At 71.8% G+C, this 18,879-nt stretch carries 17 protein-coding genes; 5 read left to right on the forward strand and 12 right to left on the reverse strand.

Translation table 11 applies throughout. The features are described 5' to 3' along the window. Positions 1-41: 41 nt before the first annotated feature. Positions 42-3,785, forward strand: coding sequence for a cobaltochelatase subunit CobN (gene cobN / locus VB738_RS04840; RefSeq protein WP_323304671.1), 3,744 nt, complete (start codon positions 42-44; stop codon positions 3,783-3,785). A 24-nt stretch (positions 3,786-3,809) separates the two neighbouring features. Here cobN and VB738_RS04845 read toward each other — a convergent pair whose 3' ends face one another. The 6 genes from VB738_RS04845 to VB738_RS04870 form a co-directional block, all read right to left on the reverse strand. Next, positions 3,810-4,346, reverse strand: a complete 537-nt coding sequence (locus VB738_RS04845; RefSeq protein ID WP_323304672.1) for a hypothetical protein — start codon at positions 4,344-4,346, stop codon at positions 3,810-3,812. Between the two features lie 29 nt (positions 4,347-4,375). After that, positions 4,376-5,041, reverse strand: coding sequence for a PHP domain-containing protein (locus tag VB738_RS04850; protein ID WP_323304673.1), 666 nt, complete (start codon positions 5,039-5,041; stop codon positions 4,376-4,378). Further along, positions 5,028-5,645, reverse strand: a complete 618-nt coding sequence (gene hemJ / locus VB738_RS04855) for a protoporphyrinogen oxidase HemJ (RefSeq protein ID WP_323304674.1) — start codon at positions 5,643-5,645, stop codon at positions 5,028-5,030. The genes VB738_RS04850 and hemJ overlap by 14 nt, the downstream gene beginning before the upstream one ends. Before the next feature lie 84 nt (positions 5,646-5,729). After that, on the reverse strand, positions 5,730-6,050 hold the full coding sequence (locus VB738_RS04860) for a hypothetical protein (RefSeq protein ID WP_323304675.1): 321 nt from the start codon (positions 6,048-6,050) through the stop codon (positions 5,730-5,732). Then, the gene (gene uvrC, locus VB738_RS04865; protein WP_323304676.1) at positions 6,047-8,059 is read right to left on the reverse strand and encodes an excinuclease ABC subunit UvrC; all 2,013 of its coding nucleotides are present in this window, start codon (positions 8,057-8,059) and stop codon (positions 6,047-6,049) included. The genes VB738_RS04860 and uvrC overlap by 4 nt, the downstream gene beginning before the upstream one ends. A gap of 9 nt (positions 8,060-8,068) precedes the next feature. Next, entirely contained in the window at positions 8,069-8,560 is a 492-nt protein-coding gene (locus tag VB738_RS04870) for a flavin reductase family protein (RefSeq protein WP_323304677.1), read from the reverse strand. An 84-nt stretch (positions 8,561-8,644) separates the two neighbouring features. Between VB738_RS04870 and coaD the strand changes: the two genes are divergently transcribed. Continuing rightward, positions 8,645-9,148, forward strand: a complete 504-nt coding sequence (coaD, locus tag VB738_RS04875; protein WP_323304678.1) for a pantetheine-phosphate adenylyltransferase — start codon at positions 8,645-8,647, stop codon at positions 9,146-9,148. Further along, positions 9,141-10,088 (forward strand): hypothetical protein, encoded by a 948-nt coding sequence (locus tag VB738_RS04880; protein ID WP_323304679.1) that lies wholly within the window; start codon positions 9,141-9,143, stop codon positions 10,086-10,088. Before coaD ends, VB738_RS04880 begins: the two co-directional genes overlap by 8 nt. A 21-nt stretch (positions 10,089-10,109) precedes the next feature. Here VB738_RS04880 and VB738_RS04885 read toward each other — a convergent pair whose 3' ends face one another. From VB738_RS04885 to dapF, 5 genes are all read right to left on the reverse strand, one after another. Further along, positions 10,110-11,441, reverse strand: coding sequence for a D-alanyl-D-alanine carboxypeptidase/D-alanyl-D-alanine-endopeptidase (locus VB738_RS04885; RefSeq protein WP_323304680.1), 1,332 nt, complete (start codon positions 11,439-11,441; stop codon positions 10,110-10,112). Between the two features lies 1 nt (position 11,442). Continuing rightward, on the reverse strand, positions 11,443-11,973 hold the full coding sequence (locus tag VB738_RS04890) for a DUF4330 domain-containing protein (RefSeq protein WP_323304681.1): 531 nt from the start codon (positions 11,971-11,973) through the stop codon (positions 11,443-11,445). 76 nt (positions 11,974-12,049) lie between these two features. Beyond that, complete coding sequence (locus tag VB738_RS04895) at positions 12,050-12,739, reverse strand: DUF1995 family protein (protein WP_323304682.1); 690 nt, start codon at positions 12,737-12,739, stop codon at positions 12,050-12,052. A gap of 26 nt (positions 12,740-12,765) precedes the next feature. Further along, positions 12,766-13,956: a cysteine desulfurase family protein gene (locus tag VB738_RS04900; protein ID WP_323304683.1), complete on the reverse strand. Its 1,191-nt coding sequence runs from the start codon at positions 13,954-13,956 to the stop codon at positions 12,766-12,768. Continuing rightward, positions 13,937-15,073: a diaminopimelate epimerase gene (dapF, locus tag VB738_RS04905; protein ID WP_323304906.1), complete on the reverse strand. Its 1,137-nt coding sequence runs from the start codon at positions 15,071-15,073 to the stop codon at positions 13,937-13,939. The genes VB738_RS04900 and dapF overlap by 20 nt, the downstream gene beginning before the upstream one ends. Positions 15,074-15,116: 43 nt before the next feature. Here dapF and VB738_RS04910 point away from each other — a divergent pair, with 43 nt between their 5' ends. Together VB738_RS04910 and leuS are read left to right on the forward strand one after the other, a co-directional pair. Beyond that, positions 15,117-15,356, forward strand: coding sequence for an Hfq-related RNA-binding protein (locus VB738_RS04910; protein WP_106220014.1), 240 nt, complete (start codon positions 15,117-15,119; stop codon positions 15,354-15,356). Between the two features lie 46 nt (positions 15,357-15,402). Beyond that, complete coding sequence (gene leuS / locus VB738_RS04915; protein WP_323304684.1) at positions 15,403-18,021, forward strand: leucine--tRNA ligase; 2,619 nt, start codon at positions 15,403-15,405, stop codon at positions 18,019-18,021. Here leuS and fghA read toward each other — a convergent pair. Further along, complete coding sequence (fghA, locus tag VB738_RS04920) at positions 18,005-18,853, reverse strand: S-formylglutathione hydrolase (protein WP_323304685.1); 849 nt, start codon at positions 18,851-18,853, stop codon at positions 18,005-18,007. The genes leuS and fghA overlap by 17 nt on opposite strands. Between the last annotated feature and the right edge of the window lie 26 nt (positions 18,854-18,879).

Below are 18,879 nucleotides of genomic sequence, written 5' to 3' on the forward strand. Positions count from 1 at the left end.
CGACGATGCGATCTTCTCATCGCGTTAGGCAGGATGGGGCCATGCATCGACTCGCGTCCATCGCCGGGGACAGGACGGAGGAGGACGGCGGCCTGTTCGTCGAGCAGCCACCGGCACCGGTGGTGCTGCTCAGCAGCGCCGACACGGATCTGCTGGCCGTTGCCCAGCTGCTCGAGGTCGAGCCGGAACTGCTGCCGTCCGACCTGCGCGCCCTCAATCTCTCGTGCCTGCAGCACCCGGCGGTGATCGACCACTACGTGGCCACCAGCCTCGCCAGCACTCGGCTGGTGGTGGTGCGGCTGCTGGGCGGACGCGGCCACTGGAGCTACGGGCTGGAGTGCCTGCGCCACTGGGCCGGCAGCGGCGAAGGCCGCCAGCTGCTGGTGCTGGCCGGCACCGCCGAGGAGGAGCAGGCCCTGGCCTGCCTCGGCAGCCTCGACGGGCCGCTGGCGTCGGCCTGTGCCGCCTGCCTGCGGGAGGGGGGGGCGGCCAATCTGCGCCTCCTGCTGCGGACCCTGGCCGGCCTTCTGGCCGGGGAACGTCCCGAGCCGCCCTGGCCCGCACCGGCCGCCGATCCCCTCCCCCATGACTGGCGGGATGAGCCCGGCTCGCGGGTGGGGGTGATCCTCTACCGGGCCCTCTGGCAGGCGGGGGATCTGGCCCTGATGGAGGCGCTGCTGGAGGCCCTGCGCGGCCGGGGGCTGGCGCCGCGGGCCCTGTGGGTGAGCAGCCTGCGCGATGCCGCCGTGCAGCGGGGGGTGGCCGATCTCCTGGCCAGGGAGGGGGCGGAGGCGGTGCTCTGCGGCACCGGCTTCGCCTCGGTGTCCTTCGAAGATGCGGGGCTGGGGGCGCCCCTGTGGGAGCGACTGGGGGTGCCGGTGCTGCAGGTGCTCTGCAGCGGCCGCAGCCGTGACGCCTGGCGTGCCAGCAGCATCGGCCTGGCCCCCCTGGACCTCAGCCTCCAGGTGGCCCTGCCGGAACTGGACGGGCGCCTCACCACCCGGGTGGGGGCCTTCAAGGAGCGGAGCGCCACCAGCGATAGCCTGGCCACGGCCCTACACCGTTACGTACCCGACCGGGAGCGCCTCGACTGGATCGCCCGCCTCACCGGCGGCTGGATCGAACTGCGCCGCACGCCCGCCGCCGGACGCCGCGTGGCCCTGGTGCTGGCCAACTACCCCAACCGCAACAGTCGCCTCGCCAACGGTGTCGGCCTCGACACCCCGGCGAGCGCCGCCCTGATGCTGGGCTGGCTGGCGGAGGCCGGCTACGACCTGGGGGCGGCCGTGGATCTGCCGAACGACGGCGATGTCCTCATCCACCGGCTGCTGGAGGGCCGCAGCAACGATCCGGAGAGCGGCCACCGTCCGCCCCTGGACCACCTGCCCCTCGCCACCTACCAGGCCTGGTATTCCACCCTGCCGCCGGAGGGCCGCCAGCGGCTGGAGGCGGTCTGGGGGCCGCCCGAGGCCGACGCGGGCCTGGAGCCGGCGGTGCTGGCCGACGGGGTCACGCGCCAGGCCTTTCCGGTGCGCGGGCTGCGCTTCGGCCGGGTGCTGGTGCTGATCCAGCCCGAGCGGGGCTACGACCGGGATCCAAGCCTCAGCTACCACAGCCCCGATCTGCCCCCCACCCACGCCTACCTGGCCCAGTACCTCTGGCTGCGGGAGCGGTTCGGTGCCCAGGTGGTGGTGCACGTGGGCAAGCACGGCAACCTGGAATGGCTGCCCGGCAAGGGGCTGGGGCTGTCGCAGGACTGCTTCCCCGAGTGGGCCCTTGGCCCCCTGCCGCACCTCTATCCCTTCATCGTCAACGACCCGGGCGAGGGCAGCCAGGCCAAGCGCCGTGCCCAGGCCGTGATCCTCGACCACCTGACCCCGCCCCTTGGACGGGCCGGCCTGCACGGGGATCTTCAATGCCTCGAGACCCTCCTGGACGAATACTGGGAGGCGTGCCAGATGGGCAGCGCCCGAGCCCCGCTGCTGCGGGAGCGGCTGGCTCAGCGGCTGGAGGAACTGCAGCTGCCCGCCACGGCCCAGCCAGATCTGGACGGGCAGCTGGAGGCGGCCGACGGCTACCTGTGCGAGCTCAAGGAAGCCCAGATCCGCCTGGGCCTGCACACCTTCGGCACCCTGCCGGGGCCGGCGAAGCTGGCCGAACTGCTGCTGTGCCTGGCCCGGGCGCCCCAGGGCGGGGTGACCGGGCTCACCCAGGCCCTGGCTTTCGACCTGGGCCTGGACCTCGACCCCTGGTCCGATCCTGAGGAGGCCCCCCTCACTGCCGACGACCGCGGCCGGCTCACCGCCTTCGCGGGGAGCGGTCCCCTGCTGCGCCACATCGGTGATGGGGTGGCCCTGCTGGAGGCCCGGGCCCTGGCACTCGTGCAGGAGGAGCTGGGCGAAGCCCCCGAGGCTCCACGGGAGCCGCCGGGGCCGGCCACCGCACGGGCACTGGCGCACCTGCGCCGGGCCCTGCTGCCGCCCCTGCTGGCCTGCGGCGCGGCGGAGCGCCAGGCCTTGCTCACCGGCCTGGCCGGCGGGCGCATCGCCGCCGGGCCTTCGGGGGCGCCCACCCGCGGGCGGCCGGACCTGCTGCCGACGGGGCGCAACTTCTACAGCGTCGACCTGCGCGGTCTGCCGACGGAAGCCGCCTGGGACCTGGGGCGGCGCAGCGCTGAGCTGCTGCTCCAGCTCCATCTCCAGGAGGAGGGCGAGGACCTGCGCACCCTGGCCCTGTCGGTGTGGGGCACCGCCACCATGCGCAACGGCGGCGAGGACATCGGTCAGGCCCTGGCCCTGATGGGGGTGCGGCCCGTCTGGGATGGCCCCACCCGCCGGCTCGTGGACGTGGAGGTGATTCCCCTGCGTCTGCTCGGCCGGCCGCGGGTGGACGTCACCCTGCGCATCTCCGGCCTGTTCCGCGATGCCTTCCCCCAGCTGGTGGGCTGGTTCAACCGTGCCACCCGCCTGGTGGCCGCCCTGGAGGAGGCCCCCGAAGACAACCCGCTGGCGGCCTCCTCACGGCAGGAGGGCCACGGGGGGCGGATCTACGGTTCGGCGCCCGGCGCCTACGGGGCCGGGCTGCAGGGCCTGATTGACAGCGGCCACTGGGAGGAACGGGGCGACCTGGGCGACGCCTTCCTCAACTGGAGCGCCTGGCGCTACGACGGTGATCCCGGCGACGGGGCCAGCGGCGGCGCCATCGACGCCACGGCGGATCGTGTCGGCCTGGAACGTCGCCTGTCCCAGGTGCAGGTGGTGCTGCACAACCAGGACAACCGGGAGCACGACCTGCTGGATTCCGACGACTACTACCAGTTCCAGGGGGGGCTCAGTGCCGCCGCCGAGCGACTCCAGGGCCGGTCCCCGGCCCTCTGGTTCGGGGACCATTCCCGCAGCCAACGCCCCCGGCTGCACCGGCTCGAGCGCGAGTTCGACAAGGTGCTGCGCTCACGGCTGCTCAATCCCCGCTGGATCTCCGCCATGCAGGAGCATGGCTACAAGGGCGGCTTCGAGATGGCCGCCAGCCTCGATTACCTGTTCGCCTACGACGCCAGCACCGGACGCGTCCCCGACTGGGGCTACGGCGCCATCAGCGCCGCCTGGCTCGAGGACGGGGCCGTGCGGGAGTTTCTGGCCCGCTCCAACCCCTGGGCCCTGCGGGACATGGCCGAACGGCTTCTCGAGGCGCACCATCGCGGCCTCTGGGACGGGGCCGATCCGGAGCGGCTGGAGCGGCTCCGGCAACTGGTGCTGGAGAGCGAGAGCCTGGTGGAGCAACGCTGAACCAGGCTCCCGACTTGGAGGGGATCAGAGCTCCAGGTCCCTCACCATGGAGCGGAACGGGTCGGTGGTGCCGGGCTTGGCCGCCGCCTGGGAGCTGGCCGGCTGACCCTGGGTCTCGGCCTCCTTCTTCTGCTTGGCCGCCGCCGGACCACCGGGCAGGTTGGTCGGAGTGACGGCCGCCCCCTTCATGCGCTGGCCGAGCTCGGCGGCGCTCATCTGCTGGGCGAAGGTCTTCTTGACAGGCTTGGGGATGCCGCCGGTGAGGTTGACCGACCCCTTCTCGGTGGGCTGAATGCCGGCCAGACCGGGGGTCATCTTCTCCACCCGGGCTTCCATCGACGCCACTTCGGCCACCATCTCCTTGTCGCCGGGGCTGTCGGCGTTGCCGGGGAAGGTGTGGCGGATGGTGTTCGAGCGCTTCATGAACTTGACATCGCCAAGGCTGGTGGAGGCCTCGGGATCGAGGAAGAAGGTCTCGGCCTTCGGTTTGGCCTTGGCGGCAGCCTCAGGCTTGGTCACCGAAGCGGCACGGGAACCGAACAGACGATCGAACAGGCCCATCGACGCAAGGAGAAACGTGTCAGCAAACCCTAGCGGCCGCGGAGCACCAGCCCATGGGTATCCGTACCACAACTCATCAGAAGACCTCGGCGCTCCAGGTCGGCGGCGATCGCTTCGCACACCAGCGGCGTCGGCTGCCAGCGGGTCTGCATGGCGTAGTCGTACCAGACCTCGGCGCCGTCGAAGCCCAGATCCGCCGCCGCCGCGATCAGGCGCTGGTGGGGCAGCCGGTAGCGGGCGGGGTGGGCCAGCAGCACCAGCCCCCCCGCCTGCCGGATCGCCGCCACCACCGCCTCGGCCCGCAGGGCCGGCCCGACGACGGCGTTGCCCTGCAGGTAGGGGTGGAGGGAGGGATGCTCCTCGGCGAAGCCCAGCCCCAGCACATGCACCAGGCATCCCTCCAGCAGACAGCTGATCTCCACACCGCGCCAGAGGGTGGGTGGGGCCGCCCCCCGCCGGCGGTGGTCGTCCAGGGCGGCGCTGATGGCGGCATGGGCGGCGAGGCCGTGGTGGTCGGTGACGGCCAGGTGCTCCAGGCCGATGGCCACGGCCTCGGCCGCCAGATCTTCAGGCTGGAGGCTGCCGTCGCTGCAGATCGTGTGGCAGTGGAAGTTGAACCGCTCCGGGCAGCTGTCGGCCCGCACCTGGCGCAGCACCGGGGTGAGGGGATGGGCGAGAGCCTCAGGCCGCAGCACCACCGCTCTCCTGCTGGGCCAGCCGTTCGACGCGCAACCGCCGCCAGCGGGCATAGAACTGGATCGAGGCGGCCATGAACACCACCAGGGCCACCAGGAACCAGGTGGCGGCACCGGTGGGGAACTGGTTCTTGAAGACGACCAGCATCACCACCAGCACCAGCATCAGGGTGGGCAGCTCGTTGAGGGCCCTCAGCTGGCGGCCGCTCCAGTTGCACACACCGCGCTGCAGCTGGCCCATCAGCCGGTAGCAGAACCAGTGGTAGGCGAGAAGCGCCGCCACGACGGCCAGCTTGGCGTGCATCCAGGCCTGCTTCAGCCAGAGGGGCTCCACCAGCAGCAGGCCCACCGCCATCGCCACGGCCACCACCATGCCCGGGGTGGTGATGATGTTGGCCAGACGCCGCTCCATCAGCCCGTACTGCTGCTCGAAGGCCTGGCGCAGGGGCGGCTCCAGTTCGGCGGCCTCCCGGTGGTAGATGAACAGGCGCACCAGGTAGAACAACCCGGCGAACCACACCACCACGCCGACGATGTGGAGGGTCTTGAACCAGAGGTAGGCCTCGGGGGGCAGGGTCACGGCCAGGGACAGGGGCAGCGTCATGTCAGGGCCCGGGGGAGGGCGATGGGCGACGGACCGTCAAGTTAGACGCCGTGCTGCGGTTCGTCGCCATGGGGTGGGCTGGGCTCAGCCCTCCCCCACCAGGCGGCAGCAACGGCGGGCCACGGCGGCGCTGTAGGCCCGGTCCACGGGCCCCAGCCGCGGACTGATGGCGCCATCGCGGCAATCCACCACGATCCGCTCCCGCCGGCTCTCCTGGTCGCTGACCCGGAGCCTCAACTGCCAGTGGTGCTTGGCGCTGCGACTGATCTCATCCCCGCAGACCGGACCGACGCAGAGCCCCGGGGACGCCGCCACGGGCGCCGGAACGAACGGCAGCAGCAGCAGCAGGGCCAGCAGCAGCCCGGCCCAGTCCCCCACACCCCAGCTCCGCAGGGCCGGCCTCATCCCGCCAGTTCCAGGGGTTCCCCGTCGCGGACGTCGGCCTCGTCGGCCGCGTCCAAGGGGGGATGGAAGTGCTCCCACACCTGCCGTGCCAGGGCGGGCCCCATGCCGGGCACGGCGGCGATCTGCTCGGGGCTGGCCAGCTGGATGGCGTCGATGGAGCGGAAGTGGGCCAGCAGATCCTTGACCCGCTTGGGGCCCAGGCCGGCGATGTCGCTGAGGCGGGAGCGTTTCATCCGCTCACCCCGCTGCTGGCGGTGGAAGCTGACGGCGAAGCGGTGGGCCTCGTCCCGCAGCCGCCGCAGCAGCACCACCCCCAGCTGGTCGGCCTCGGTGTCGAGGGGCTGGCTGGCGCCCGGCAGGAAGACCTCCTCCCGCTGCTTGGCCAGGGAGCACACCGTCAGGTCCTCGTGCAGATCCAGCTCCCGCAGGGCCTCCATCACCGCCGACAGCTGGCCCTTGCCGCCGTCGATCATCACCACGTCCGGCCAGTCGCTGAGGCCGTCGGTGTGCAGGGCCGAGGCACCGGCCCGGCGCAGGGCCGCCAGGTCGGCCCCCTCCGCCTTCGCCTGGGACCAGCGGCGGAAACGCCGCCGCATGATTTCCGCCATGGCCATGAAGTCGTCGGAGTGGCCGGCGCGGATGCTGCTGCTGCGGATCCGGTATTTGCGGTAGTGCTGCTTGGCCGGCAGGCCGTCGATGAACACCACCTGGGACGCCACGGCATCGCTGCCCTGGATGTGGCTGATGTCATAGCCCTCGATCCGCCGGGGTGGCACCGACAGCTCCAGCAGCTGGGCCAGGTCCTCGGTGGCGAGCAGCTGCTGTTCCGCCCCCCGCTGGGCCCGGGCCAGCTCGAAGCCGGCGTTGCGCTCCACCAGCTCGATCAGATCCGCCTTCTGGCGCCGCTGGGGCACGGCCAGCCGCACCTTGCGGCCCCGCCGTTCCGCCAGCCAGTCGCCGATCAGCTCCTGGGCCGGCAGCGGGTGCTGCAGCAGCAGTTCCGGCGGGATCTCCACCGGCTCCACCTGGCTGTAGTGCTCCTCGACCACCCGCTGCAGCACCTCCGCCGGGGTGGCGATCGCCGCGTCGGCGGTGTAACCCAGCCGTCCCACCAGCTTGCCGGCCCGCATCTGGAAGATCTGCACGGCCGCCACCCGCTCATCCGCCGCCAGGGCGATCACATCCCGGCTGACGGAACTGTCCCCCAGGCTCATCTTCTGGTCGGCGGTGAGCAGATCGAGGCCCTGCAGCTGGTCGCGGACCCGGGCGGCGGCCTCGAAATCCAGCCGCTCGGCATAGCGGTCCATCTGCTGGCGCAGCAGATCCAGGAGCTCGTCGTTGCGGCCCTGGAACACCATCGCCACCTTGCGCAGAATGCGGTGGTAGTCCTCCGAGCCGATCTTCTCCTGGCAGACGCCGGGGCAGCGGCCGATGTCGTAGTTGAGGCAGGTGCGGTCACGGTAGAGGGGCTGGGGCCGCTGGCGCAGGGGGAACACCCGCTTGACCACGGCCAGGGTGCGGCGCAGCAGGCCCACATCCACGTAGGGGCCGTAGAAGCGGTCGAGGGGGCTGCGCAGCCGGCGCCGGCGGGTGATGAAGATGCGGGGGTAGGCCTCGCTCCAGGTGATGCAGAGGTAGGGGTACTTCTTGTCGTCCTTGAGCAGGACGTTGAAGTGGGGCTGGTGGTTCTTGATCAGGTTCGATTCGAGCGCCAGAGCCTCCGCCTCGCTGTCGGTGACGATGAACTCGATCTCGCAGACCTGCCGCACCATCAGGGCGATGCGGGGGCTGATGTCGTGGGAGCTGCGGAAGTAGCTGCGCACCCGGGCCCGCAGGCTCTTCGACTTGCCGATGTAGAGGATGCGGTCGCTCGCATCCCGCATCAGGTAGCAGCCCGGCTCCGCCGGCAGCTCCCGCAGCCGGGCCGACAGTCGCTCACGCTGGAGCAGCAGCGGTCCGACGACGTCACCGCCCGGTGTGCCGACCGGGGTGGCCACCGGCTCAGCCATGGCGGGGCCTCAACCGCCGTACTGCCAGCCCGTGGCGGACAGTTCCAGGGCGGGGGCGTCGCGGTGCAGGGTCGCCGTCTTCACTTCCCCCACGAAGACGGTGTGGTCGCCGTGGGCCACCTGGCCCACCAGGGTGCACTCCACGGCGCCGAGGGCGTCGTCGAGCACGGGCAGGCCCAGGGGGCCGAGGGTGAACGGAGCCGCATCGAAGCGCCCCCCCACCCCCTTCTGGGGCTTGAAGAACACGGCGGCCAGGTCCTTCTGGTCGGCGGCCAGCACGTTGAGGCAGAAGCGCCCGCTGCGCTGGATCATGCCGTTGCTGGTGGAGTCGGAGCGCACCGCCATCACCACAAGGGGAGGCTCGAAGGAGCCCTGGGTGACCCAGCTGGCGGTGAAGCCGTTGACCTCCTCGCCTTCGGCCACCCCGCAGATGAACACGCCGTGGGGGATCTTGCGCAGCAGGGTCTTCTTGGCGGCCGCGTCCAGGGCAACGTCGGTCATGGGGTGGGCGGCAGGAATCCATGGACTCTAGGAACCCGTCCGGGTCCGGGACCCCGCCCTGGCCCGTCTCCATAGGCTGGGACGATGCGAGCCCTCTATCCCGGCAGTTTCGATCCCCTCACCCTGGGCCACCTCGACCTGATCGAGCGGGCGGCCGGCCTCTTCGACGGGGTTGTGGTGGCGGTGCTGATGAACCCCTCCAAGCAGCCCGCCTTCCCCCTGGAGCGGCGGCTGGAGCAGATCCGCCTGGCCACCGAGGGAATGGCCGGCATCGAGGTGGGCCATTTCGACGGCCTGACCGTGACCTACGCCCAGACCTGCGGCGCCCAGGTGATCCTGCGGGGCCTGCGGGCGATGAGCGACTTCGAGTTCGAGTTGCAGATCGCACACACCAACCGGACCCTGGCCCCCCGGGTCGAGACCCTGTTCATGGCCACCGCAGCGCACCACAGCTTTCTCAGCAGCTCGGTGGTGAAGGAGGTGGCCCGCTTCGGCGGCGACGTGGGTCACATGGTCCCGCCGGGAGTGGCGATCGACCTGGAGAGGCTCTTTAATCGACAGGCAGCTCCCGGAACCCGATATGGCTGAGGTCCGTTTCACCGTTCTCGATCAGCTGGATCAGCTGGAGGACATCGTTCTCGACGGCAGCCGGATCCCCTTCAGCGGTGGTCGCCTGGTGAACGAGCAGGACGCCATCGAGATGATGGATGCGCTGCGGGAGGCCCTGCCCGGGCAGATCTCCCAGGCGGAGGACCTGATCCGGCAGCGGGAGGGCTTCATCGAGAAGGCCCGGGTGCAGGCCGAGGAGATCGTCACCCAGGCGCGGCGCGAGCGGGAGCAGCTGATCAACGCCGCCGCCATCCGCCAGGAGGCGGAGCGCCAGGTGACGGAACAGCGGGAACTGGCCCGCCAGCAATGCGAGCAGATGGTGCTGCAGGCCCGCCAGCAGGTGGCCCAGACCGAACAGGAGCACCAGGCCCGGATGGCCCAGTTCGAGCAGCAGTTCGCCGGCCGCCGGCAGCAGCTGGAGCAGGAGGCCCAGCAGCGGCGCCAGCAGCTGGAACAGGAGGCGGCGGAGCGCAACCGCCAGCTGCTCGAGCAGCACGAGCGCAGCCGGGCCCAGGCCCTGCAAGAACTGGAGGGCATCCGCCAGGAGGGGCTGCGCATCCAGCGGGACAGCCAGGCCGAGGCCGAGCGGCTCCATGCCGACGCGCTCCAGTTCCGCCAGCAGACCCAGCAGCAGTGCGATGCCCTGATCGCCCGCAGCCGCCAGGAGGCGGCCACCATCCAGGAGGGCGCCAACCGCTACGCCGAGCAGGTGCTGGGGGAACTGGAGGTGCGTCTCAAGGAGCTCAGCCAGGTGGTGCTCGGTGGCCGCCGGGAGCTGGTGCGTCTGCAGGCCCAGGAGACCCAGGCTGCCAGCCGCCCCCCCGAAGCCCCCATTCCCCTGGAGAATGCCGCGGTGGATCGGGCCCGACGGGCTGCGGGCCGACTCCGGCGTGCCGCCAGCCGCGGACTGGCCAGCTGAGGCGGTCGCCTCAGCGCTGCTTCAGCTCAGCGAAGGGCAGGCCCCCATGGCCTGCACCTCCCGCAGGACCCGGCCGATCATGGTGTTCGGCGCCCCCGCCCCGGCGGAGACGGCACTGATGTAGCGGGGGCCGTCCGTCGTCTGGAGAACGCCGCTGATCGAGCGCACACCGGTGAGGGTACCGGTCTTGGCGAAAAGGCGGCCGTCGAGGCTGGTGCCCCTGTAGAGGTTGCGCAAGGTGCCGCGTCGTCCGGCAATGGCCATCGAGCTGATGTAGTCCCTCGAATAGGGGTGGTGGTCCATGCGCAGCAGCAGGGCCACCAGGAAGCGGCTGGTGACCCTGTTGGCGCGGTCGAGGCCACTGCCGTCAGCCACCCGGACCCCCTCCATCGGCAGCCCCTGTTCGAGCAGCCAGAGGGTGTTCAGGCGGCTGGCCTCGGCCACATCCCAGGTGCCGGCGGCCTGGCGCAGCAGCACCTCGGCGGTGAAGTTGTGGCTCTCGGTGTTGGCCAGGCTCAGCAAGCCATGCATCGAGGTGGAGGGCTCCTCATGGATCAGCACGGCGTCGGTGGGCAGGGGCTGGCGGGCGGACACCAAGGCCAGTTGAAGGGGCGACCCGCCGCGCTGGTTCATGGCCCGACGCAGCAGCGTCTGCAGCCGGGAGGGCGGATTGCTCACCGCATCGTCGATGGCGTTGCTGGTGATCGCCAGCCGGGTGATCGGGGCGCCGTAGGCATAGGCCCGGTCGGCCACATGCCAGCCGCTGGGCCACCAGTTCTGGGAGGCTTCCTCCGCCAGTTCCAGCCGTACCGGAGCGCCACCCACGGCGGTGGTGGCACCGGCGGCCATCGCCAGCTGGGCGAAACGCTGCAGTTGGGGCAGGGCCAGGTCGGGATCCCCCTGCCCCGTGAGCCGCAGGGTGCCGTCCTGGAGTCGCCACAGCTGGGTGGAGAGCCGGTAGTCCGGGCCGAGGCGATCGAGGGCGAAGGCGCTGCTGACCAGCTTCTGGTTGGAGGCCGGCACCCGGGGCTGGCGCCCGTTGACGTCGGCCAGCAGGCGACCGCTGCCGTCGGCGACGCTGACACTCCAGCGGGGGCTCTCCGCGCCGAGCACCTTGGCGACCTGCCGCTGCAGGCTGGGGCAGCTGACCTCGCTGGCCAGCCGGGGCATGCCCACCGGGGGTGGGGCCGGCGGCAACGCCGCCATCGGGAGGGGGCGCTGGCTGCGGGGCGAGGGCAGGGCCGGCTCGCTCTGGGCCCAGGCCGCCGGGCCGGTACCGGCGGTCACCAGCAGCAGAGCCGCCAGGCTCAGGGGGCGGGGGAGGCGGTGGTCGGGGCGAATGGACGCGGTCATGTCAGGAGGTTCCGAGTTTCAGGCCTGTGACGGTGCCGTTGAAGCGGTAATTGGTCCCCTCCAGTTCCACCGGGGCGCCGATCTTGATCGTCTGGTTGCCGAAGACGACCCCGCCGGCGGTGCGACGTCCCTGGCCCTCCAGGACAAAGCGTCCATCGAAGGTGCTGAAGGTCTTCTGGTTGGGATCGGGGGCGCTCACCACCTTCCCGTCGGGGGTGAGGGTGGAGATGATCCGGTCGAAGGGGACGATCTCCTTCACCGCCACGCTTCCGTGGGGCTGGTTGCGAATCACGATCGCCACCTTGCCTTCGGCGCGGGCCTGTTCCAGCAGCTCCAGGGGGGCGGCGGTGGGGGCGCCGCGCACGTCCACCATCACGGTGACGGGCTCGAGGGCGCCGGTGGCCTGGGCCACAGCCCCGCTCAGCCGAGGGCTCCAGATCACGCCCCCGATCGCCAGCAGGGCGGCGGCGGCGGCGCCGACGTCGACGAGGCTGAAGGAACGGGACCGGGGCGTTTCGCTGGGCATGGGCATGGGAAAGCCCGCGAAGTGTACGCAGCCTTTCCCGGATCCACCAGCCGCCCCGGCCAGGACGCTGCGGACCGGCGTCTCAGTTCTGCAGGTCCTCGATCATCTGGCCCAGGGCCCGCAGGTTGCCCCCCAGGCCCGCCTCCTGGCGACCGCTGAGGGCCAGGTCCTGCTGCTCGGCATCGGGCTTCTGCTCGAAGCTCCCCGCCAGCCGGAAGCCGTCGGGGTCGAGTCGGTAGAGCTCCCATTCGCCCGGGTAGGCCACCCGGAGGGCTCGGTCGGCCTTGGGCAGCAGGGCATAGGCGGCCCGCCAGCCGGCCAGGAAGCCGCGGCGACGCTGGCGCGCCACGCTGCCGATGCCCACGGCGGCATCCTCCAGGGCGGGATTGATCAGCACCACGGCATCGCCATGGCGGCCACACACCTCCTCCACCAGCTCGTACTCCGCCTGGCTCGCCCCCACCATCAGCAACACGCCGTTGGAGGCCTCCTCCTGCTGACGCCGCCGCTGGTCGGAAAAGCTGCCGATGTGCTCAGCCAGGGCCGGTGCATCCCGGCGGGCCAGGGCGGTGGCGCCGGCATCGGGGAACAGCAGCCGCACCCCGGGCCGCTCAGCCATCAGCCCGTCCAGCAACCGCAGCACCACCGGCAACAGTCGAAGTCCTTCGAAGCGGAACTCCACGGTCCAGCGGCCCCCCGATCCGGCCGCCAGGGCCGCCTGCAGGGCCTCGAGAGCTTCGGCTTCGGCGGTGCGCAGGTCGGCGGGCAGCATCGGCGGGCGGCAGGGCTGATCGGACCCTACCCAGGCGCTACCGCCACCCCGCGGCGGGCCTGCTCCAGGGCCGCCGGCAGGCCGGCCAGATCATCGGGGCTGTTCCAGGGGCCCAGGCTGATCCGCAGGCCGCTGCTCGCTTCGGCGGGGTCGTATCCCATCGCCAGCAGCACCGCACTGGTGCCCGCCGTTCCCGCACCGGCGCTGGCGCAGGCGGATCCACTGCTCACGGCGTAGCCCCGGCGGGCCAGCTCCCGCACCAGCCGCCGACCGCCGATGGGACGGCCCTCCGGCCCGTCCACCAGCAGGCTGATGTGGTGCGGCAGGCGCCCGGCCGGGCCGTCCGGCTCCGGCCCGCTCAGCCGTAGGCCCTCCAGCCGCCGCAGGTCGGCCAGCAGCTGATCCCGCAGCGACGCCAGCGGGTCGCCGCCGCCATGGGCCGCCAGCCGCCGGTCGGCCAGCTCGAGGGCTGCCGCGAAGCCGGCCACCAGGGCCACCGGCTCGGTGCCGCCGCGACGCCCCCCCTCCTGGGCGCCACCGATCAGGGGCTGGAGCCGGACCCCGCGCCGCACCAGCAGCGCCCCCACCCCGCGGGGACCCTGCAGTTTGTGGGCCGTGCAGCTGAGCAGGTCCACCGGCAGCCGGCTGAAATCAACCGGGCGGTGGCCCACCACCTGCACCGCATCGACGTGGAAGCGCACGCCGGCCTGGCGGCAGAGCGCACCGATCGCCTCGATCGGCTGGAGCGTTCCCACCTCGCTCTGGCCCCAGAGGACCGACACCAGCCGGGTCGGCGGCGTCAGCAGGCGCTGCAGATCCTCCAGATCCACCACGCCGCGGCGGTCCACCGGCAGGAGCTGCACGTCCCAGCCCCGGCGCGCCAGCGCGGCGGCGGCGGCATAGCTGGCGGGGTGCTCCACGGCCGAGAGCAGCACCCGGCCCGGTTCCAGCGGTCCGTCGGAGCCCACCAGGGCCGCGTGGATCGCCTCACTCCCCCCGGAGACGATCAGCAGTTCATCGCCGCCGCAGCCGAGCCGGGCGGCGAGGGCCTGGCGGTCCCGCTCCAGGCGTTCCGCCGCCGCCAGGCCGTGGCCATGGAGGCTGGAGGGGTTGGCCCAGGCCTCCCGGTGGGCGCGGGCCATGGCCTCCAGCACCTCCACGGCTGGGGGGGCGGTGGCGCAGGCGTCGAGGTAGACCTCAGAGGGAGGAGGGAGCATCGCGGGAGAGGCGGCCCCGGGTGCGGGATTCCAGGGATTCGCCGGCCAGCGCCACCAGATCGTCGAGGGAGCGCCCCTCCAGCAGGGCCGTGACGCGGGCCCGGGCTTCGGCGCTGGGGCAGGCCTCCGGGCGCAGGCAGCCATGGACGCAGGCGGTGGCGCAGTCGATGGCGCCATCAAGGGGGGCGGCCCCGCTCTCTACCGGAGCGCTGGGCGGGGCTGCCACCGCCGTGGCGGAGGGCAGCGACCCGTCCTCGTCGAACAGCGACGGCGCCACGACCCCGTCGAACACCGCCTCGGCCGGGCCGGTCATGAAAACGTGGCCACTGGTCTCGTCCCAGTAGATCTCCAGGGGCCCACCCGGCAGATCAAGCCGGGCGTGGCGGGCAGCCAGGCCGAGCCGGTGGCAGGCCACCAGGGTGGCGCAGGCGCCGGTGCCGCAGGCCAGGGTGGGTCCCGCCCCCCGCTCCCAGACCCGCATCACCAGATGGTCGGGGGCGAGCACCTGGACGAAATGGACGTTGGTGCGGGCCGGAAAGGCCCCGTGCACCTCCAGGGCGGCGCCGAGACCCTCCAGATCGATCGCCGCCACGTCGGGGACGGGCACGACTGCATGGGGGTTGCCCATGCCGGCGGCCGCCACCGCCAGGCGCTGGCCCAGCACCTCCAGCTCGCCCACCGGCAGCCCCTGCTCCCCCACCGCCATGGTGGTGGGCACGGTCTCGGGCGTCAGGAACGGCGGACCCATGTCGACGCGGATGCGACCGTCCTCGGCCAGGGCCGGCACGATGCGACCGGCGAGGGTCTCGATCTCCCAGCTCCGGGGGGCCTGGTCGCCGTCGCTGTCCGCCAGGAAGCGGGCCAGGCAGCGGATGCCGTTGCCGCACATCTCCGGCTCGGTGCCATCGGCGTTGAAGATCCGCATCCGCAGCTCGCCGCCCTCCCTGGGCGGCAGGGCGAGGATCACCCCATCGCCGCCGACGCCGAAGCGGCGGTCGCAGAGCCGCTGCACCCGTTCGGGGGTCAGGCCGAGCAGACCCTCAGGATCCTCTAAGCTGCGGCCGTCCAGCAGCAAGAAGTCATTTCCCAGACCCTGGTATTTGCTGAATTGGAGCACCTGAAGCACCGTTCCGTGAGACCTGAAGGTTGGGGTCGATCCTATGCAGAGTTTCTTTGAGCGACGGGGACCCAGGCTCGACACGACCCTGCCCAGTGTGCGACACGTCCAGGAGCTGATCCGCATTCGAACCCCTGTCAATGTCGTGCTGTTGTCCGGCAAGGAGTTCGACGGGATCATCCGCTGGCAGGACAGCCATTTCCTGGCGATGAGCACCGAACCCGGCACACCGCTGCTGCTGATCAGCCTGGCTGCCGTGGCCTCGCTGCGCGCCCTCAGCTGAGCCTTCCCATGGGCTGTGACACGATCACCCCCATTCCCTGTGCCCCGTGACTGACCCTTCCCGCTACCGGCCCGATGCGATTGAGCAGCGCTGGCAGCTGCAGTGGGATCAGCTGGGACTGCACGCCACCCCCGACCCCGACGCCGCCGGCGAGCCCTACTACGCCCTGTCGATGTTCCCCTACCCGTCGGGGAGCCTCCACATGGGCCACGTCCGTAATTACGTCATCACCGACGTCATCGCTCGGGCGGCCCGTCTGCGGGGACGGCAGGTGCTCCATCCCATGGGCTGGGACGCCTTCGGCCTGCCGGCGGAGAACGCCGCCATCGAGCGGGGCGTCGATCCGGGGGACTGGACCGACCGCAACATCGCCCAGATGCGGGACCAGCTCAAACGGCTGGGCCTCTCGATCGACTGGGACCGGGAGGTGGCCACCTGCCACGCCGATTACTACCGCTGGACCCAGTGGCTGTTCCTGCAGTTCCTGGATGCCGGCCTGGCCTACCGCAAGGAGGCAACCGTCAACTGGGACCCGATCGACCAGACGGTGCTCGCCAACGAACAGGTGGACGCGGAGGGGCGCTCCTGGCGTTCCGGTGCCCAGGTGGAGAAGCGCCGCCTGCGCCAGTGGTTTCTGAAGATCACCGCCTATGCCGATGCCCTGCTCGACGATCTGCCCTCGCTGGAGGGCTGGCCGGAGCGCGTGCGCACGATGCAGGCCAACTGGATCGGCCGCTCCCTCGGTGCCGAGCTGACCTTCACCACCGAGAGCGGCGCGGCGATCACCGTCTTCACCACCCGGCCCGACACCATCCACGGGGCCACCTACGTGGTGCTGGCGCCGGACCACCCCCTGGTGGCCGAGCTGACCACGGACGACTGCCGCCTCCCGGTGACCGCCTTCTGCGATCTGGTCAGCCGCCAGAGCGAGCAGGAGCGGACCGCCGAGGACCGGCCCAAGCGGGGCGTGCCGATCGGCTCCTGGGCGCGCAACCCCGCCAGCGGCGAACGCATCCCCGTCTGGATCGCCGACTACGTGCTGGCCGACTACGGCACCGGCGCCGTCATGGGGGTACCGGCCCATGACCAGCGCGACTTCGCCTTCGCCCGGCAGTACGAACTTCCCATCAGGCGGGTGGTGATCCCCGAGGGCTCCGACCCTCATGCCTACGAAGGCCAGGCCTGGACCGAAGCCGGTGTGCTGATCGGCTCCGGTTCCTTCGACGGCCTGACCACCGCCGAGGCGAAGTCGGCCATCGTCGCCTGGGCCGAGGATCAGGGCTGGGGCCAGGGACGGGTCCAGTACCGCCTGCGCGACTGGCTGATCTCCCGCCAGCGCTACTGGGGCTGCCCCATCCCCGTGATCCACTGCGACAGCTGCGGCGTGGTGCCGGTCCCCGACGACCAGCTGCCGGTGGAGCTGCCCCGGGACATCCCCCTGAGCGGCAAGGGGGGCACCCCGCTGGCCAGGTTGGCGTCGTGGGTGAACGTGCCCTGCCCCCGCTGCGGCGCCCCTGCCAAGCGGGAGACCGACACGATGGATACCTTCATGTGTTCCTCCTGGTACTACCTGCGCTACAGCGACCCCCACAACGACAAACGGCCGTTCGAGCGCAGCGCCGTCGACCACTGGTTGCCCGTCGACCAGTACGTGGGCGGCATCGAGCACGCCATCCTGCACCTGCTCTATTCCCGCTTCTTCACCAAGGTGCTGCGGGACCGGGGCCTGCTGGGCTTCTCCGAACCCTTCGCCCGCCTGCTCACCCAGGGGATGGTTCAGGGGATCACCTACCGCAACCCCCAGACCGGGCTGTACGTGGCCCCGGCCCAGGTGGCCGACCCCACCGACCCCCGCGACCCGATCAGCGGCGAGGTGCTGGAGGTCTTCTACGAGAAGATGTCCAAGTCGAAGCACAACGGCGTCGACCCGGCGGTGGTGATCGACCGCTACGGGGCCGACACGGCCCGCATGTTCATCCTGTTCAAGGCGCCTCCCGAGAAGGATCTCGAGTGGGACGACGCCGACGTCGAGGGCCAGTACCGCTTCCTGCAGCGCCTCTGGCGCCTGGTGGACGCGGCCCATGGCCGCGGGCTGCGCCTGAGCGGCCCTGACGCCCCCCAGCCGGCGCCGGATCCCTCTTCCCTCAGCGACGGCGAACGGGAGCTGCGCCGGGCCGTGCACACCGCCATCGCCGCCATCAGCGAAGACCTGGAGGGGGAGCTGCAGCTCAACACCGCCGTTTCCGAACTGATGAAGCTCAGCAACGCCCTGGCCGCCCACCTGGAGGCGGCTGGCCAGGGCGTGGCCACCGAAGCCCTCTCCACCCTGCTGATCCTGCTGGCGCCCTTCGCGCCCCACCTGGCCGAAGAGCTCTGGCAGAAGCTCAGCGGTCACGCGGATGGGCAGCCCATCAGCGCCGCGGCGAGCGTCCATGCCCAGCGCTGGCCCGCCGTCGATCCCACCGCCCTGGTGCGCGACACCATCCCCCTGGTGATCCAGGTGAAGGGCAAGATGCGCGGCAGCCTGGAGGTGCCCGCCGACGCCGATGCGGCCACCCTGGAGCGCCTGGCCCTGGAGAGCGAGGTGGCCCGTCGCTGGCTGGAGGGTCAGCCGCCGCGGCGGGTGATCGTGGTGCCCGGCAAGCTGGTCAACCTGGTGCCCTGAGGGCGGCCGCGTGGTGGCGCAGGTGGTCGTCGATGAAGCTGGCGATGAAGAAGTAGCTGTGGTCGTAGCCCTCCTGGAGGCGCAGCTGCAGGGGGTGGCCCGCCGCCTCGGCCGCCGCCGCCAGGTCGGCGGGCCGCAGCTGGGTGTCCAGGAAGGGGTCGGCACTGCCCTGATCCACCAGCAGGGGCAGCCGCTCCGCGGCATCCGGGATCAGCAGGGTGGCGTCCCAGCCGGCCCAGGCCCGTGGGTCGGGGCCGAGATAGGCCCCGAAGGCTTTCCGGCCCCAGGGGCAGGCGGCGGGATGGCAGATCGGGGCGAAGGCGGACACCGAGCGGTAGCGGCCCGGGTGCCGCAGGGCCGCTACCAGGGCGCCGTGGCCGCCCATGGAGTGGCCGCTGATGCTGCGGGCCGGTGCCAGGGGCAGCTCCGCTTCCAGCAGGGCGGGCAGCTCCTCCACCACGTAGCTGTGCATGCGGTAATGGCGATCCCAGGGGGCCTGGGTGGCATCGACGTAGAACCCGGCCCCCTGGCCCAGATCCCAGCCACCCTCGGGGTCCGTGGGCACCTCCGCCCCCCTGGGGCTGGTATCCGGTGCCACCAGGGCCAGGCCGAGCTCGGCGGCGAGCCGGTGGGCCCCGCCCTTCTGCATCACGTTCTCGTCGGTGCAGGTGAGGCCTGAGAGCCAGTAGAGGGCCGGCACCCGCTCCCCGGCGAGGGCCTGGGGCGGCAGATACACCGCCAGAGTCGCCGGCCCGTTCAGCTCGGAGGACGGGTGGCGGTAACGGCGGTGCAGACCGCCGAAGCTGCGGTTCTCGCTGAGCAGCTCAAGCATGGGGACGCCGGCCTCCGGGGCCGCAG

Source organism: Cyanobium gracile UHCC 0139, from assembly GCF_034931325.1.
GTDB lineage: Bacteria > Cyanobacteriota > Cyanobacteriia > PCC-6307 > Cyanobiaceae > Cyanobium > Cyanobium gracile_B.